The organism is Streptomyces sp. NBC_00523 (assembly GCF_036346615.1).
Lineage (GTDB): Bacteria > Actinomycetota > Actinomycetes > Streptomycetales > Streptomycetaceae > Streptomyces.
Genome location: NZ_CP107836.1, coordinates 2131115 through 2146905, shown reverse-complemented (window position 1 = coordinate 2146905; position 15791 = coordinate 2131115). Strand labels below are relative to the sequence as shown.

General features: G+C 74.3%; 15 protein-coding genes. 5 read left to right on the top strand and 10 right to left on the bottom strand.

Annotation, left to right across the window (positions count from 1 at the left end):
* A complete protein-coding gene (gene pepE / locus OHS17_RS09660; protein WP_330311833.1) occupies positions 1-729 on the top strand; it encodes a dipeptidase PepE in 729 nt (242 codons plus the stop codon).
* Here pepE and OHS17_RS09655 read toward each other — a convergent pair.
* Positions 692-2497: an MFS transporter gene (locus tag OHS17_RS09655; RefSeq protein WP_330311832.1), complete on the bottom strand. Its 1806-nt coding sequence runs from the start codon at positions 2495-2497 to the stop codon at positions 692-694. The genes pepE and OHS17_RS09655 overlap by 38 nt on opposite strands.
* Before the next feature lie 271 nt (positions 2498-2768).
* Here OHS17_RS09655 and OHS17_RS09650 point away from each other — a divergent pair, with 271 nt between their 5' ends.
* Entirely contained in the window at positions 2769-4256 is a 1488-nt protein-coding gene (locus tag OHS17_RS09650; protein WP_330311831.1) for an MFS transporter, read from the top strand.
* On the opposite strand, the gene OHS17_RS09645 is transcribed toward OHS17_RS09650, so the two are convergent.
* The 7 genes from OHS17_RS09645 to OHS17_RS09615 form a co-directional block, all read right to left on the bottom strand.
* Entirely contained in the window at positions 4195-5637 is a 1443-nt protein-coding gene (locus OHS17_RS09645) for a hypothetical protein (RefSeq protein WP_330311830.1), read from the bottom strand. The two genes, OHS17_RS09650 and OHS17_RS09645, sit on opposite strands and share 62 nt — an antisense overlap.
* Positions 5638-5688: 51 nt before the next feature.
* Positions 5689-6321, bottom strand: a complete 633-nt coding sequence (locus OHS17_RS09640; RefSeq protein WP_161206975.1) for a response regulator transcription factor — start codon at positions 6319-6321, stop codon at positions 5689-5691.
* Between the two features lie 5 nt (positions 6322-6326).
* A complete protein-coding gene (locus OHS17_RS09635; RefSeq protein ID WP_330311829.1) occupies positions 6327-7529 on the bottom strand; it encodes a sensor histidine kinase in 1203 nt (400 codons plus the stop codon).
* A gap of 53 nt (positions 7530-7582) precedes the next feature.
* On the bottom strand, positions 7583-8302 hold the full coding sequence (locus OHS17_RS09630; protein WP_330311828.1) for an ABC transporter permease: 720 nt from the start codon (positions 8300-8302) through the stop codon (positions 7583-7585).
* A complete protein-coding gene (locus tag OHS17_RS09625) occupies positions 8302-9264 on the bottom strand; it encodes an ABC transporter ATP-binding protein (protein ID WP_330315205.1) in 963 nt (320 codons plus the stop codon). Before OHS17_RS09625 ends, OHS17_RS09630 begins: the two co-directional genes overlap by 1 nt.
* A gap of 217 nt (positions 9265-9481) precedes the next feature.
* Positions 9482-9658, bottom strand: coding sequence for a hypothetical protein (locus OHS17_RS09620; protein WP_198957020.1), 177 nt, complete (start codon positions 9656-9658; stop codon positions 9482-9484).
* Positions 9659-9780: 122 nt separating this feature from the next.
* Positions 9781-11064 carry a hypothetical protein gene (locus tag OHS17_RS09615; protein ID WP_330311827.1) on the bottom strand — a complete coding sequence of 428 codons (1284 nt, stop codon included), beginning with the start codon at positions 11062-11064 and terminating at the stop codon, positions 9781-9783.
* Between the two features lie 198 nt (positions 11065-11262).
* On the opposite strand from OHS17_RS09615, the gene OHS17_RS09610 reads away from it, so the two are divergent.
* The 3 genes from OHS17_RS09610 to OHS17_RS09600 are packed head-to-tail and all read left to right on the top strand — an operon-like array spanning position 11263 to position 14008.
* Positions 11263-12099 (top strand): Nif3-like dinuclear metal center hexameric protein, encoded by an 837-nt coding sequence (locus tag OHS17_RS09610; protein WP_330311826.1) that lies wholly within the window; start codon positions 11263-11265, stop codon positions 12097-12099.
* Positions 12096-12839, top strand: coding sequence for a zinc ribbon domain-containing protein (locus OHS17_RS09605; RefSeq protein WP_330315204.1), 744 nt, complete (start codon positions 12096-12098; stop codon positions 12837-12839). The genes OHS17_RS09610 and OHS17_RS09605 overlap by 4 nt, the downstream gene beginning before the upstream one ends.
* Positions 12839-14008 carry a bifunctional RNase H/acid phosphatase gene (locus OHS17_RS09600; protein WP_330311825.1) on the top strand — a complete coding sequence of 390 codons (1170 nt, stop codon included), beginning with the start codon at positions 12839-12841 and terminating at the stop codon, positions 14006-14008. The genes OHS17_RS09605 and OHS17_RS09600 overlap by 1 nt, the downstream gene beginning before the upstream one ends.
* A 192-nt stretch (positions 14009-14200) precedes the next feature.
* Here the strand turns inward: OHS17_RS09600 and eda are convergent, their stop codons facing one another.
* Both eda and yaaA read right to left on the bottom strand, forming a co-directional pair.
* Positions 14201-14821: a bifunctional 4-hydroxy-2-oxoglutarate aldolase/2-dehydro-3-deoxy-phosphogluconate aldolase gene (gene eda / locus OHS17_RS09595; RefSeq protein WP_330311824.1), complete on the bottom strand. Its 621-nt coding sequence runs from the start codon at positions 14819-14821 to the stop codon at positions 14201-14203.
* A gap of 64 nt (positions 14822-14885) precedes the next feature.
* On the bottom strand, positions 14886-15686 hold the full coding sequence (yaaA, locus tag OHS17_RS09590; protein WP_330311823.1) for a peroxide stress protein YaaA: 801 nt from the start codon (positions 15684-15686) through the stop codon (positions 14886-14888).
* Between the last annotated feature and the right edge of the window lie 105 nt (positions 15687-15791).

The window sequence follows — 15791 nt, the reverse complement described above, 5'->3', positions numbered from 1 at the left end:
GTGCACCTGCTCCTGCTCTCCAACTCCACCCAGTACGGCCGCGGCTACCTGGAACACGCCCTGGACACGGTCACCGCGTTCCTGCCCGCCCGCGCCCGCCTCGCCTTCGTGCCGTACGCGCTCGCCGACCACGACACGTACACCGCGCGCGTCCGCGGCGCCCTGGAACCGGCCGGGATCACCGTGCGCGGCGTCCACGAGCACCCCGAGCCGGCCGCCGCGCTGAAGGAAGCCGACGCCGTGTTCATCGGCGGCGGCAACTCCTTCCGGCTGCTCAGCGCGCTCCACCGGACCGGGCTGCGCGAGGCCGTCGCGGACGCCGTGCGCGCCGGGCTGCCGTACATGGGCGCCAGCGCCGGCACCAACATGGCGGCGCCCACCCTGCGCACCACCAACGACATGCCCATCGTGCAGCCGCCGTCCTTCGAGGCCCTGGGCCTCGTGCCGTTCCAGATCAACCCGCACTACCTGGACCCGGACCCCGCCAGCACCCACAAGGGCGAGACCCGCGAGGAACGGCTCACCGAATTCCTGGAGGAGAACGACGTCCCCGTCCTCGGCCTGCGCGAGGGCTCCTGGCTCCGCGTCGAGGACGAGGCGGCCCGCGTCGAGGGCGCCCGCCCCGCCCGCCTGTTCACGCGGGGCGCCGGGCCCCGGGAGCTGGCGGCCGGGACGGACGTGTCCTCGCTGTTCAGGACGGAACCGCGGTTCGACGCTCCGGCGCGCTGACCCCCGCGAGGACGAGGTCGGTGTCCACCGGTCCGTCGTTCGCCGCGCAGGCGGCCGGGCAGGCGCGCGGCGCGTGGCCGGTGGCCGACGCCGCCAGGACGAACGTGCCGGCCTCCGGGGCCGCCAGCGCCCAGCGGCCCCGGGCGTCCGTGGTGGTCAGCCCCGCCTGCCGGCCCTGCCGGTCGATCAGGGTCACATTGGCCCCGGCGACCGGCGCCCCATCCGCGTCCAGCACCCGGCCGCGGAAGCCCTCCGGGGCCGCGAGGGGGAGCGGTTCGGCGTCCTCGGCGGCGCGCCGGACCGCCTCGTCGCCCTCGCTGCTCGCCAGCAGGACCGGCGCGGTGGCCGTGCGCCGGGACGGCAGGAACGAGGCCAGGACGAGACCGGCGACCACGGCGCCCGTCGCGATGAGGAACGAGATCCGGAAGCCCTTCATCGTGGGCACCGCGACCGGACCCATCCGGGTCGAGGTGTGGGCCAGGACCATGCCGATCACCGCGCTGGACACCGAGGTGCCGATGGAGCGCATCAGGGTGTTGAGGCCGTTGGCCGCGCCGGTCTCCGAGGGGTCGACGGCGCCGATGATCAGGGCGGGCAGCGAGGAGTAGGCGAGCCCGATGCCGGCGCCGAGGAGGACGGCGATGATCACCGTCTGCCAGGCGGCGCTCATCAGGCCGAGCCCGGCACCGTAACCGATGGCGATGACCAGCATGCCGAGGATCAGCGAGACCTTCGGGCCCCTGCGGGCCGAGATCCGCGCGTACAGCGGGGCGACGAACATCATCGTCAGGCCGAGCGGGGCCACGCACAGCCCGGCGACCACCATCGACTGGCCGAGGCCGTAGCCGGTGGAGGCGGGCAGCTGGAGCAGCTGGGGCAGGACCAGCGAGACGGCGTAGAAGGCGACGCCGACCATGATCGAGGTCAGGTTGGTGAGCAGCACCTCGCGGCGGGCCGTGGTCCGCAGATCGACCAGCGGGGCGTCGCTGCGCAGCTCGAACAGGCCCCACAGCACCAGCACGACGAGCGAGGCGGCGATCAGTCCGAGCGTGGTGGGCGAGCCCCAGCCCCAGTCGCTGCCCTTGGTGATCGGCAGCAGCAGGAGCACCAGGCCGAGCGAGAGCCCGAGCGCGCCGACGACGTCGAACCGGCCGGGGGCGCGCAGCGTGGTCTCGGGCACCGCGAACACGGTCAGCGCCATGGCCAGCACGCCGAGCCCGGCCGCGCCGAAGAAGAGGGCGTGCCAGTCGGTGTGCTGGGCGACGAGCGCGGCGGCCGGCAGCGCGAGTCCGCCGCCCACCCCGATCGACGAACTCATCAGCGCCATCGCCGAACCGAGCTTCTCGCGCGGCAGCTCGTCGCGCATGATGCCGATGCCCAGCGGGATCGCGCCCATCGCGAAGCCCTGGAGGGCGCGGCCCACGATCATGACGACCAGGTCGTCGGTGAAGGCGCATATCAGGGAGCCGACCACCATCACGGCGAGGCTGGCCAGCAGCATCCCGCGCTTGCCGTACAGGTCTCCGAGCCGCCCCATGATCGGGGTGGCGACGGCTCCGGCGAGCAGGGTGGCGGTCATCACCCAGGTCGCGTTGGACGGGGCGGTGTGCAGAAGGGCGGGCAGATCCTTGATGACGGGGACGAGCAGGGTCTGCATCACGGCGACGGTGATACCCGCGAAGGCGAGCACGGGGACGATCCCCCGGCCCGCCTTCGCGCGCGGATCGGGAAGCTCCGCGCCGGGCTGTTCGTGCGTCGTCTGTGGCATGCGTGCGGCCTCCGGGCGGCGGTGGGAAGTGGGGCGGACGTGCGATTACGGCCGGTGCTGCGGTCAGCACCGACCGCCAAGTCTGTGCAGGGTGAACCTTCCTCGGCTACGGCGTATTCCGGGGCGCGGGGTGCGAATCCGGTCCGGCCGCGCGCGGGGCGCGTGACCGGGCGGCCTGACGTCGCGTCGATCAGGGCGCCGGTCCTATGCCGCTGGACCGAGAAGCGGGACGACCTGAAACCGATGTACGGGGCACATCGGGGCTGCGAGTATGACGCCCATGGCCGACGTCCCCCTGCTCGCAGCGCCCACCGACCGGAACTCCGTCCGCACCTGGGCGGTGATCCTCGCCGCCTGCGTCGGGCAGTTCCTCGTGGTGCTCGACGTGTCCGTCGTCAACGTCGCCCTCCCGTCGATGCGCGCGGACCTCGGGCTGAGCTCCACCGGACTTCAATGGGTGCTCAACGCGTACTCGATCGCCTTCGCCGGGTTCATGCTGCTCGGCGGGCGCGCCGCCGACCTGTACGGCCGCAAGCGGATGTTCCTCGTCGGCCTCGGCCTGTTCACCGCCGCATCGCTGGCCGGCGGGCTCGCCCAGGAGGGCTGGCAACTGCTCGCCGCCCGCGCCGCGCAGGGCCTCGGCGCCGCCGTCCTCGCCCCCGCCACCCTCACCCTGCTCACCGCCGCCGTCCCCGAGGGCCCCGCCCGCGCCAAGGCCATCGGCACCTGGATGGCGGTCGGGGCGGGCGGCGGCGCGGCCGGCGGGCTCGTCGGCGGCGTGCTCACCGACGCGCTGTCCTGGCGCTGGGTGCTCCTGATCAACGTGCCCATCGGGGTGCTCGTGCTGACCGGCGCCGCCCTCTGGCTCGCCGAGGGCCGCACGAACGGGCGCAGCCGCGTCGACCTGCTGGGCGCCGTCCTCGTCACGGCGGGCCTCGCCTCCACGGCGTACGGCATCGTGCAGACCGAGGAGGCGGGGTGGACCGCCGCCGCGACTCTGGTGCCGCTGCTCGGCGGACCCGTGCTGCTCGCCCTGTTCGCCCTCGTGGAGACGCGGACGGCGAAGCCCCTGATGCCCCTGCGGGTGCTGGGGTCGCGGGCGGTGGCCTCGGCGAACGTGGCGATGCTCGTCATCGGCTCGGCCACGTTCTCCATGTGGTACTTCATGACGGTGTACGCGCAGAACGTGCTGGACTACAGCGCGCTGGAGGCCGGGCTCGCCCTGATGCCGTCCTCACTGGCCGTGGTCATCGGCTCCAAGAGCGCGCCCCGGCTGATGGCCCGCGTCGGTGCGAAGAACCTGGCGCTGATCGGCACCGCCGTCACCGCGGCCGGTTTCGGCTGGCAGTCCACGATGACCGCGCACGGCTCCTACCTCACCGCGGTCTGCCTGCCCGGCGTGCTCATGATGGCCGGTGCCGGGCTCGCCTCGACCCCGCTCGCCTCGCTGGCCACGTCGGGCGCCGCGCCGGGGGAGGCCGGGCTCGTCTCGGGGCTCGTCAACACCTCGCGCACCATGGGCGGCGCCCTCGGGCTCGCCGTGCTCTCCACGGTCGCCGCCGCCCGCACCGGGGGCGGGGCCGACCCGGCCGCCCTCACCGCCGGCTACGCGCTGGCCTTCCGCACGGCGGGCTGCGTGCTGCTCGCCGGCCTGCTCCTCATGCTGCTGTGGCTCCCGCGCCACCGGCCGGAACGTCTCACTTCCGTTCGTACAGCGTCACCCGACGCCCCCGCACCCGCTCGTCCTCGATCACGGTGAAGTAGTCCCTCAGGACGGCCGCCTTCGCCTTCTCCCGCGGCCCGTTCTCCGGACGCGCCGCCTCCGGCGCGTCCGTGACCAGCAGTATCCGGCGCTGGGCGAGCATCGCGTCCCTTATCCGGGCCGGTGCCGCCTCCACTCCGTTCAGGGTCCCGGACGCGCGGGGGCCGCGGGCCAGCGCTATGTCCCGCAGACCGCTGAACGCCTCGGGCGAGACCAGCTCCGCGTCGCGCCGGGCGCCGGGCAGGAACACCACGGCGGTGCCCGGCTCCTTCATCCGGCGCACGTCCGCCGTCATGGCCAGCACGTCGTCCACCCGGCTCGACGGCGACCGCTTGGCCAGCGACTGCGGCAGCAGCGCCGCCACCGCGCAGGCCAGCAGCACCGGTACGAGCCACCGCGCCGCCGCCGGGAACCGGGGCGCCACGACCCGTACCGCCGCGCCCAGCAGGGAGCCGATGAGCAGCGCCAGGCCGAGCAGGCTGAAGAGGATGTAGCGGTCCAGGAAGAGCGGCTTCTCCAGCGAGACGGCGGCCAGCCCCAGCTGGGGGACCGCCAGCAGCGGCAGCCCGACCGAGGCCACCGAGAGCCGGCGCCCGCCCGGCCGGTCCACCAGGGCCCCGATACCGCCGACCGCCAGCAGCACCGCGGGGCCGATCATCATGTGCCAGGTCAGCGGCGGTATCCAGGACACCTGCTTGGACTGGCCCGACGTGAACAGGATCAGCGGCAGCGCCCCCGCGACGGCCGCCGCCGAGGCCGCCGTCCAGCGCGCCCACACCCGGCGCCCGGCCCCGCTCCACGCCAGCGTCGCCGCGTGCGCGGGCAGGATCAGCAGCGAGAACCAGTTCAGCAGCGCGCAGACCAGCACCGTCCCCGCGTACGCCGCCCAGCGCCCCCAGCGGTCACGCCCGCCGAGCAGCGTCACCAGGAGCAGCGTCGAGCCCCCGGCACCCGCCGCGACCAGCGCGTACGGGCGGCCCTCCTGCAAGTAGAACTGCACGGCCGGCAGCAGACCGAGCGCCATCCCGCCGCCCAGGCCCGCCCATCTCCCGGCCAGCCGCTCCCCGATGACGGTCACACAGCCCGCCGCCACCGCCGTCGCCAGCACGGAGGGCAGCCGCAGGGTCGTGGTCGTCGGCCCGAACCAGTCGAAGAGCCCGTGCATCAGCAGGTAGTAGAGCCCGTGGACCGCGTCCACGTTGGCCAGCATGGCCCGTATCCCGGCGGCGGACCGCAGCGCCACCTGCCAGGTCGCCGCCTCGTCCCGCCACAGGCTGCCCTGTCGCGAGAGCCCCCAGAGCCCGAGGCCCAGGGTCCAGAGTGCCGGCACGAGCCAGAGCGGAACAGCGCGCCGGAGCACGGGTATGTGAGACGGCATGAAGCGGACGGGCCCCCGGGTGTTGACGGCAAGGACAAGGTGCGGACGCGGTCAGAGCCAGCCCTGCTGCCGGGCCGCGCGGACCGCCTCCATGCGGTTGCGCGTGCCCGTCTTGCCGATCGCCGACGACAGGTAGTTGCGGACCGTCGATTCCGACAGGTGCAGCTTGGCGGCGATGTCGGCGACCGTCGCGCCGTCCGCCGACGCGACCAGCGCGTCCCGCTCCCGCGCGGTGAGCGGACTCGCCCCCGAGCTGAGCGCGGCGGCCGCAAGGGCCGGATCGACCACCGTCTCCCCGCCGAGCACCCGGCGGATCGCCTCGGCCAGATCCTCGACCGGGCCGTCCTTCACCAGGAAGCCCGCCGCCCCCGCCTCCATCGCCCGGCGCAGATAACCGGGCCGGCCGAAGGTGGTGAGGATCAGCACCCGGCAGTCCGGGACCTCCTCGCGCAGGTCGGCCGCCGCGTCCAGACCGCTGCGCCCCGGCAGTTCGATGTCCAGCAGGGCAACGTCCGGCCGGGAGGCCAGCGCGGCCGCCACGATCTCGTCGCCCGCGCCGACCTGGGCCACCACCTCGATGTCCGGTTCGAGCCCGAGCAGCAGGGCGAGCGCGCCGCGCATCATCCCCTGGTCCTCGGCGAGCAGGACGCGGACGGACTTGGCCGGGGGGTGCTCCTGAGGCATCTCGTTCACCGGCCCAGGGTAGGCGAGCAGGCCGGATCGTCCCCGGCTCCCGGCATCGGCGTCGCGTCGGCGTCGCCGTCCTCCTCGCCGCCCGCGTCCACCGGGAGCTCGGCGGTCACCACGAAACCGCCGTCCGGGCCGGGGCCCGCCACCAGGGAGCCGCCCGCCGCCGCGAGCCGTTCGGTGAGCCCCTTCAGACCGGTGCCGCCGATGCCCGGGGTGGGCGCGGGGCCCTCGGGCCTGCCCCGGCCGTCGTCGGTCACCGTCAGCCGGACCTTCTCGCCGGTCCCGCTGACCTCGAACACGCAGCGCGTCGCCGTCGAGTGCCGCACCACGTTGGTGACGGCCTCCCGCACCACCCAGCCCAGCAGCGCCTCGGTCTGCGGGGAGAGCGGCGGCCCGGAGCGCCGGACGACCGGTTCGACCGAGGCGGCCGTCAGCGCGGATCTGGCCCGGTCCAGCTCGGTCGCGAGGCTGCCCTCGCGGTAACCGGTGACGGCCTCGCGGATCTCGGTGAGCGCCTGCCGCCCGACGGACTCGATGTCGGCGACCTGGGAGAGCGCCGCGTCCACGTCGCGCGGGGCGAGCCGGCGCGCGGCCTCCGACTTCACCACGATGACCGAGAGCGTGTGGCCCAGCAGGTCGTGCAGATCGCGCGAGAACCGCAGCCGCTCCTGCTCGACGGCGGCCCGGGCCAGCTCCTGCCGGGTGGCCCGCAGCTCCGTCACGGTCTCCGCCAGCCGGAGGATCGCCGACGTCACGGCCCCGGAGATGAACGTCCCGTACCCCAGCGTCCACGGCGGCGAGGCGCTGTCGTCGCGCCAGACCGCGACCGCGCAGGCGGCGACCGCGAGCCCGAGCAGCCCGACCGCCAGCAGCCGGTGGCGCAGGACGGTGCCGGCGGCCAGCGAGAGCAGCGGGAAGAACAGCAGCCAGCTGCCCCCGTAACCGATGGCCAGGGCGAAGGTGACCGCGGCCAGCGCGCCCAGCAGGACGTACGTCACCGGGCTCTCGCGCTTCTCCTTGCTGAAGCCCCGGAACACCACCGAGATGTACAGCGAGTTGAAGGCCAGCAGACCGGCTCCGGCGATCCACGGGGTGGGGGTCTCGCCCTGGAAGAGGTTGGAGAAGGCGCCCAGGCCCATCAGCAGCCACGGCAGCAGCGCGTACGGCGAGGGCGGTCCCGGCCTGCGGTTCTCCTTCCGCATCCGGCGGCGCTCCCTGAACGATGGTCGTCCGGTCCCCGGCATGTTCACTCCTGTCACACGGTCCTGGCGGACCGACGGTACGAGATCACCGCGTACGCGCCGAACAGCAGGAGCCACGCGGCGAGCACGCCTATGGTCACGGCGCCCGGCGCGTGCCCGTCGGTCGTCGCCCAGCCCAGGTCCGCGAACCGGTTGGCCGGGGTGAACCGGCCGACCGAGCGCAGCCACTCGGGCAGCATCTCCAGCGGGAACCACAGCCCGCCGACGACCCCGAAGCCCATCAGGCAGGCGACGTTGACGACGCCGGTGCCCTGCGGGGTCAGCCGGTAGCCGTTGCCCAGGCCGAGCAGGGTGAAGGGCAGCGCGCCGATCCACAGCAGCAGCACCAGCACCGCCCACTGCCAGGCCGCCATCCGCACCCCGTTGAGCAGCCCGCCCGCCAGCAGCACGGTCAGGATCACCGGCAGCACGGTCACCGATCCGCTGACCGCCCGGCCCACCACCACGTGCGACGGGGAGAGCGGGGTGACCCTCAACTGCTGGAGCCAGCCGAGGGACTTGTCGGAGGCGACGCCCGTACCGATCGACATCGCGGAGCCGAGCGCGCCGTAGGCGGCCATGCCGACCATGGAAGCGGTCTTCCAGCCGTCGGCGCTGTCGTCACCGATGTTGGTGAAGATCAGGTACATCATCACCGGCATGCCCGTGCCGAAGATCAGGAATCCGGCGTCACGCAGGGTCCGGCGCATTTCGAGCAGGATGTAACGGAACATCAGACGGTCTCCTTCTCGGTGCTGGGCGCGGTCCTCGCGCGGGCGGTGTCCCCGAGCGGGGCGATGTCTTCCGGTGCGGGCTCCCCGGGCGCGGTGAGCGCCAGGAAGGCGGTCTCCAGCGTGGCCCGGGAGACCTGGAGGCCGCGGACCAGACCGAGGCGGGCCAGCTCCACGACCGTCGCGTCCGAGTCGTCGGTGCGCAGCAGGGCGCGGTCGCCGGTCACCTCGACGGTGACGACACCGGGCAGCCGGTCCAGGCCCTCCGTGGAGCCGCCGACGAGGTCGAAGGAGACCTGGCTGTGCCCGGCCGCCTCCTTGATCGCCTCGCCGCTGCCGTCCGCGACGACCCGGCCCCGGTCGATGACGACGATCCGGTCCGCGTTCTCGTCGGCCTCCTCCAGATAGTGCGTGGAGAAGAGCACGGTGTTGCCGCGCCGGGCGTAGGCCCGCATCGACTCCCAGAACGCGCGCCGCCCCTCCACGTCCAGCGCGGCGGTCGGCTCGTCCAGCACGATCAGCTCGGGATTCCCCGCCAGCGCGACGGCGAACCGCACCCGCTGGGTCTGGCCGCCCGAGAGCTTGTCGATGCGCCGGTCCGCGTACTCCGTGACGCCCGCCAGGGCCAGCGCCTCGGCGACCGGCAGCGGACGCGGGTAGGTCGAGGCGACGAAGGCGACCAGCTCGCGCACGGTCACCCTGGGTATCGGCCGCCCCTCCTGGAGCATGGCGCCGACCAGCCCGGCCCGCACCGCCTGCTCGGGGGAGCGGCCCAGGACCCGCACGGCCCCCTCGTCCGGCTCGTTCAGCCCGAGCAGCAGCGAGATGGCGGTGGACTTCCCCGCCCCGTTGCGCCCCAGCAGGGCCACGGTCTCGCCGCGCCCGATCCGCACGTCCACCCCGTCGACGGCCCGTACGCTCCGTCCGGCCCGCCCGAACGTCTTCACCGCCCCGGTGAAGACCACCGCGGCCTCGTCGTCCCTTGTCTGCGTCATGTCTACGACGTTACGCAGCGTGAGCGCGCGGCGGCAGATGTGTATGTACTCGGTCCGCCATGACATTTGTCATCGCGGACGCGGAGGGTCCGCCTCCGCTCGATTCAGGGGCGGACAGAGCGGTGCCCCCGTCGCCCGGGATGGTCTCCCGGGCGACGGGGGCACCGCTTTCCCCTCCTCGATGCGGTCAGGCCGCCGCCGCGCCGCTCTCCTCGGCGGGGCGGCGATGACGGCCGGCCGGCGTTGCCGTCGTGTCGTCCGTCGCCACACCCCCTCGGTGCTTTCCGGAGCCGCCGGCGTCGCCCCGCTGCGCGTCCGCCGCGGGCGGGAACGTCTGGGTCGTGTCGGTGCGGGCTTCAGACATGTGGGAAGTCACCCCGTTGTGATCGCTTACGTGTGTGCCAACCGGAGCGTCACGCCGCCGCCCGTCCGGGAAAAGGCCACGGTCGGTGACCGAGACGCACGGTGCGTGAGCCCGGTCCCAGCTTAGTCAGGGACCGTACGCCCCACGAGAGGCGCCTGCCCCAGTGGTACCGGTGTACACACAGGAGGATTCATCGCCGGGGCGGAAGGTTGCGTACCGCTTGTGCCGCATGCCGGTTCCGCCTCCTCCGGCATCTCCAGCAGGGCCACCGCGCACGCCGTGTCCCCGTCCGCGTAAGGGAGCTTCAGCACCCCGTCGCGCGACCAGACCCCGCTGCCCGCCAGCCAGCCCCCGGGCGCCGCGAGCTGGTGCAGCCGGCGGCCCGACGGGCGCCACAGGCCGATCCAGCGGCCCGCCGCCCCGTCGATCCGGAGGGCCACCGCACAGCTCTCCGGCATCAGCATCTGCCCCGGCTGCACGGCGAACGGCTCCACCGAGCGGTCCGGCAGCCGCAGGCACTCCGGGAACCGCACCGGCAGGCAGCTGCCGAGCACCCCCCAGCCGAGCCGGTCGTGGCCGGGCGCGTCCGAGCGGATCAGCAGCAGCCCGCTGTCCGGGTCCGCGAGCAGCAGCCGGTCGTCGCTGTCCGGCGCGATCTGGAGCAGCGGGGTCATCTCGGCTCCCCGCCCCAGGTCGACCGCGACCGTCTTCACCGGACCGCCCCCGGCCGGTTCCCGGTCCAGGGCCAGCATCCGCCCCGCCCGGTCCAGCCAGACGCCGCCGGAGCAGCGCCCCGGCAGGTCCGCGAGGTGCTCGGGACCGGCCGTCCCGCCCGCCACCCGCCACAGCTCCGTGGAGTACGCGCCGACCGCCAGGGCGTACGCGCTCACCCCGTCCGGCGACGGCGGCAGCAGGGCGAGCGCGTCCCGCTCGACGGCCCCGAGCAGCAGCTCGCCGGTGCCGGGGCCGGTCGGGTAGAGCAGCGAGAAGGTGTGCCGCTCGGCGACCCGGCGCCGGATCAGCACCCGGCCGTCGGCGAGCGGCACCAGCTGCGCCTCGGCCTCCTCCGGCTGGTCGGTGGGCAGCGGCACGGCATACGGCTCGGGCCCGTCGAGTGTCCAGCGCTCGGCGTACCAGGCGGTGTCGGCGCCGGGCACCGGGGCGGCGGTGAGCCGCGCGCCGTACGCCCCGTCGGTGGTGAGCGTGAAGGCGGGCAGAACCGTTTCGGCGGGGACGTCCGCCTGGGGCGCGGCGGCCGGTACGACGGCCTCCGGCGCCGGGGCGTCCTCCGCCGGGCCGGTCTCCGCGACGGCACCCTCGGGGTCGCCGGGACCGGGCTCCGGCTCCGGCTCCGCCGGTCCGCCGTCACCCGTGGTGGCCCCCTCCTCGATGGCACAGGCAGTCATCGACTCATCACCTCCGGCAACCGAAGCTAGTTTTCGCACTTCCAGCCGAACAACACGACCTCCCCCACTTCACACATAAGGGTGGTGATGGCCGGATTTCGCTGTACGACCGAGCGTGCGTGTGCTGTGCGGGGCCGGGCTGCGGGCGGCCCGTTCCCGGGGCTCCCCGGGGCGCGGCGGGCAGGTAGCCTTTCCTCCGTGCCCCGTCTGTCTGAAGTCATCTCCGAGCTCGACGCCCTCTGGCCGCCCGAGCGGGCCGAAGGATGGGACGCGGTCGGCACCGTCTGCGGTGATCCGGACGCCGAGGTCCACCGGGTGCTCTTCGCCGTCGACCCCGTCCAGGAGGTCGCCGACGAGGCGAAGGAACTGGGCGCGCACCTCGTCGTGACCCACCACCCGCTCTACCTGCGCGGTACGACGACGGTCGCGGCGGACACCTTCAAGGGCCGCTTCGTGCACACGATGATCCGCGACGGCATCGCGCTGCACGTGGCCCACACCAACGCCGACACCGCCGATCCCGGCGTCTCCGACGCCCTGGCCGCCGCCCTCGACCTGCGCGTCGAGCGGCCCCTCGTCCCGGACCCGGCGGACCCGTCGGGCCGCCGGGGGCTCGGCCGGATCTGCGTGCTCGACCACCCCGAGACCCTGGGCGCGTTCGCCGCCCGCGCCGCCGCCCGGCTGCCCGCCACCGCGCAGGGCATCCGCCTCGCCGGGGACCCGGAGGCGCTGGTGCGCACCGTCGCGGTGAGCGGCGGCTCCGGCGACAGCCTCTTCGACGCGGTGCGCGCCGCCGGTGCGGACGCCTTCCTCACCGCCGACCTGCGCCACCACCCGGCCTCCGAGGCCACCCAGCACTCGCCGCTCGGCCTGGTCGACGCCGCGCACTGGGCCACCGAGTGGCCGTGGTGCGAGCAGGCCGCCGCACAGCTCGAAGCGATTTCCGACCGCCTCGGATGGGACCTGAGGGTCCACGTCTCGAAGCAGGTCACCGACCCCTGGACCGCCCACCACTCTTCTGGAGCCCCCAACTGAACGCCGCGCCCGCCGACCAGATCCGACTTCTCGACGTCCAGGCGCTCGACCAGCGCCTCTCCCAGCTCGCGCACCGCCGCACGTCCCTGCCCGAGCACGCCGAGATCGAGTCGCTGACGGCCGACCTCGCCCAGCTCCGCGACCTGCTCGTCGCCTCGACCACCGAGGAGAGCGACACCGCCCGCGAGCAGACCAAGGCCGAGCAGGACGTCGACCAGGTCCGCCAGCGCGCCGCCCGCGACCGGCAGCGCCTGGACTCCGGCGCGGTCACCTCGCCGAAGGACCTGGAGAGTCTCCAGCGCGAGATCACCTCGCTCGCCAAGCGCCAGGGTGACCTGGAGGACATCGTCCTGGAGGTCATGGAGCGCCGCGAGTCCGCACAGGAGCGCGTCGCCGAGCTGACCGACCGGGTCGCCGCCGTGCAGGCCAAGGTGGACGACGCCACCGCCCGCCGTGACGCCGCCACCCAGGAGCTCGACGCGGAGGCCGCCACGGTCACCAAGGAGCGCGAGGTCGTCGCCGGCTCGGTCCCTGCCGACCTGCTGAAGCTGTACGACAAGCTCCGCACCCAGCAGGGCGGGGTGGGCGCCGCCCGCCTCTACCAGCGCCGCTGCGAGGGCTGCCGCCTGGAGCTCAACATCACCGAGATCAACGACGTGAAGGCCGCGTCCCCGGACACGGTGCTGCGCTGCGAGAACTGCCGCCGCATCCTGGTCCGCACCGCCGACTCGGGCCTGTAGTGAGCCTGCCGCGCCGGTTCGTGGTCGAGGCCGACGGCGGCTCCCGGGGCAACCCGGGCCCCGCCGGCTACGGCGCGGTCGTCATCGACCCGGACACCGGCGAGACGCTGGCCGAGACCGCCGAGTACATCGGCGTCGCGACCAACAACGTCGCCGAGTACAAGGGCCTCGTCGCCGGCCTCCGCGCGGTGGGCGCCCTGATCGCGGACGGTCCGGTGGGCACCGGGGTCCAGGTGCGCGTCCGGATGGACTCCAAGCTCGTCGTGGAGCAGATGTCCGGCCGCTGGAAGATCAAGCACCCGGACATGAAGCCGCTCGCGGCCGAGGCGGCGGCGGTCCTGCCCGGCGCGGACCTCACCTACGAGTGGATCCCGCGCGAGCGGAACAAGCACGCCGACCGGCTGGCCAACGAGGCGATGGACGCGGGCGGGCGCGGCGAACGGTGGGAGCCCTCGGCGTCCACGGCCGCCCTGGACACCCCGCGCGCCCCGGTGGCCGCCGACCCCGTCACCCCGCAGGTGGGCTGGGGCCCGGCGCCCGACCTGGGCGCGCCCGCCACCCTCGTCCTGCTGCGGCACGGCGAGACGGCCCTCACCCCGCAGAAGCGGTTCTCCGGAAGCGGTGGCACCGACCCCGAGCTCTCCCCGGCGGGCCTGGAGCAGGCCGAGCGCGCGGCCACGGCGTTCGCGGCGCGCGGCACCGTGCAGGAGATCGTCAGCTCACCGCTGCGCCGCTGCCGCCAGACGGCCGGGGCGGTCGCGGCCCGGCTCGGCCTGGAGGTCCGCGTCGAGGACGGGCTGCGCGAGACGGACTTCGGGGCCTGGGAAGGGCTCACGTTCGGCGAGGTCAGGGAGCGGTACGGAGACGACCTGGACGCCTGGCTCGCCTCCCCGGACGCGGCCCCCACGGGCGGCGGCGAGAGCTTCGCGGAGGTCGCCGGGCGGGTGGCGGTCGCCCGGGACGGCCTCGTCACGCGTTACGCGGGGCGCACGGTCCTCGTCGTCACGCACGTCACCCCGATCAAGACCCTGGTCCGGCTCGCCCTGGGAGCGCCCCCGGAGGCGCTGTTCCGGATGGAGCTGTCGGCGGCGTCCGTCTCGTCCGTCGCGTACTACGCCGACGGCAACGCCTCCGTACGCCTGCTGAACGACACGTCCCACCTGCGGTAGAGGCACCGGGACAGCACTCGGCCCCACCGGCGGGGGGAAGGCCGGTGGGGCCGAGGCGGTTCCGGCGGGTCGGGGGATTACCGGCCGGAACCCGGGTCACCCGGCATGCGGGCTACGTCCCCTGTAGAGGTCGTGCCCCGAATACCGGGGAGCATGCACGACGAGGTGCGACGGGTTCTCCCGCCGCCCCGTTCAGCCCCGCAGCGCCGCCGCCCCGGCGGCCAGCCGCTCCACGCGCGCCCAGTCCCGGGCCGCCACCGCGTCCCCCGGCACCATCCAGCTCCCGCCCACGCAGCCGACGTTGGGCAGCGCCAGGTACGAGGGGGCGGAGGCGGCCGAGATGCCGCCCGTCGGGCAGAACCGGGCCTGGGGGAGCGGGGCGGAGAGGGCCTTCAGATAGGCCGTGCCGCCCGCCGCCTCGGCCGGAAAGAACTTCATCTCGGTGACTCCGCGCTCCAGCAGCGCGACCACCTCGGAGGTGGTCGAGACGCCCGGCAGGAACGGCAGCCCGGACCCCTTCATGGCGTCCAGCAGCGCGTCCGTCCAGCCGGGGCTGACCAGGAACCGGGCCCCCGCCGCCACGGTGTCCGCGACGTTGCGGGCCGAGATCACCGTGCCCGCCCCGACGACCGCGTCCGGGACCTCCGCCGCGATGGCCCGGATCGCGTCCAGGGCGGCGGCGGTGCGCAGGGTCACCTCGATCGCCGGAAGCCCGCCCGCGACCAGGGCACGGGCGAGCGGCACCGCGTCGGCCGCGTCCTCCAGGACGACGACGGGCACGACGGGGGCGAGGTCCAGCACGGAGGAGGTCATGCGCCCATCCTGCCCGGTCTGCGGCGCAGTGCGCAACGAGCGTTGCGGAGGGTGCAACGTATGGTCAGTGAATCTCCGTCACGACCACATCGAGTTGCCACGGCCGCCCCGCCCGCGCGGGTGCCTCGGCCTCGACGGTGTAACCCAGGTCCCGCAGGACGGTGACCAACTCGGCGGGACCGGCCGGGCGGGCGCCCGCGAGCAGCAGGTCGCGCACCATGCGGCCCTTGGTGGCCTTGTTGAAGTGGCTGACCACGGACCGCTTCTCCACCCCGTCCACGAGCTGCGCGTGCAGCACCCGCACACTCGCCGTGCGCTCCGCGACCGCCCCCTTCGGCTTCCACGCGGCCGTGTAGGCGGACGAGCGCAGATCCAGGACGAGCCCTTCGCCCGCCGACTCCGGCATCACCTCCGCCATCGGCGTACGCCAGAACGCCCCGAGGGCGCCGAGCCCCGGCAGCTTCACGCCCATCGAGCAGCGGTACGGCGGAATCCGATCGCCGACCCGCACCGCGCCCCACAGCCCGGAGAACACCAGCAGGGACTTCCCGGCGAGGCGGCGGGCGGCCGTGTCGAGCGAGTCCAGGCCGAGGGCGTCGTACAGCACACCGGTGTACAGCTCCCCGGCCGGACGCGTCCCCGCCGTCCGCAGCCCCGCGTTCTTCGCGATCTCGCCCCGCAGCCCCTCGCTGAGCCCCAGCACCTCCCGCGCCTTCTCCTCGTCGGCCACGCACAGCTCCACGAGCGCGTCCAGCACCTCGGCCCGCGCCCCGGCGAGACCGGGCAGCGACAGGGACTCGGGCTTCAGGGGTGCCCCGCGCCCCGAGGCGGCCTTTCCTTCGGAGGGCGGCAACAGCACGAGCACGGCGGATCTCCTTCGTACGTACGGGGAGGCGCGGCGGTGTGCGGACCGCACGGACGCCCCAGGTCAGCGTACGGGGGTGGCGGGGGCGCACCGTACGGGCACAAA

Coding starts and splice junctions, on each gene's coding strand:
- OHS17_RS09650 (WP_330311831.1), top strand. CDS start 2,769: ATGACGCCCATGGCCGACGTCCCCCTGCTCGCAGCGCCCACCGACCGG.
- OHS17_RS09620 (WP_198957020.1), bottom strand. CDS start 9,658: ATGTCTGAAGCCCGCACCGACACGACCCAGACGTTCCCGCCCGCGGCG.
- OHS17_RS09645 (WP_330311830.1), bottom strand. CDS start 5,637: ATGCCGTCTCACATACCCGTGCTCCGGCGCGCTGTTCCGCTCTGGCTC.
- eda (WP_330311824.1), bottom strand. CDS start 14,821: ATGACCTCCTCCGTGCTGGACCTCGCCCCCGTCGTGCCCGTCGTCGTC.
- OHS17_RS09640 (WP_161206975.1), bottom strand. CDS start 6,321: ATGCCTCAGGAGCACCCCCCGGCCAAGTCCGTCCGCGTCCTGCTCGCC.
- OHS17_RS09630 (WP_330311828.1), bottom strand. CDS start 8,302: ATGTTCCGTTACATCCTGCTCGAAATGCGCCGGACCCTGCGTGACGCC.
- OHS17_RS09635 (WP_330311829.1), bottom strand. CDS start 7,529: ATGCGGAAGGAGAACCGCAGGCCGGGACCGCCCTCGCCGTACGCGCTG.
- OHS17_RS09615 (WP_330311827.1), bottom strand. CDS start 11,064: ATGACTGCCTGTGCCATCGAGGAGGGGGCCACCACGGGTGACGGCGGA.
- OHS17_RS09655 (WP_330311832.1), bottom strand. CDS start 2,497: ATGCCACAGACGACGCACGAACAGCCCGGCGCGGAGCTTCCCGATCCG.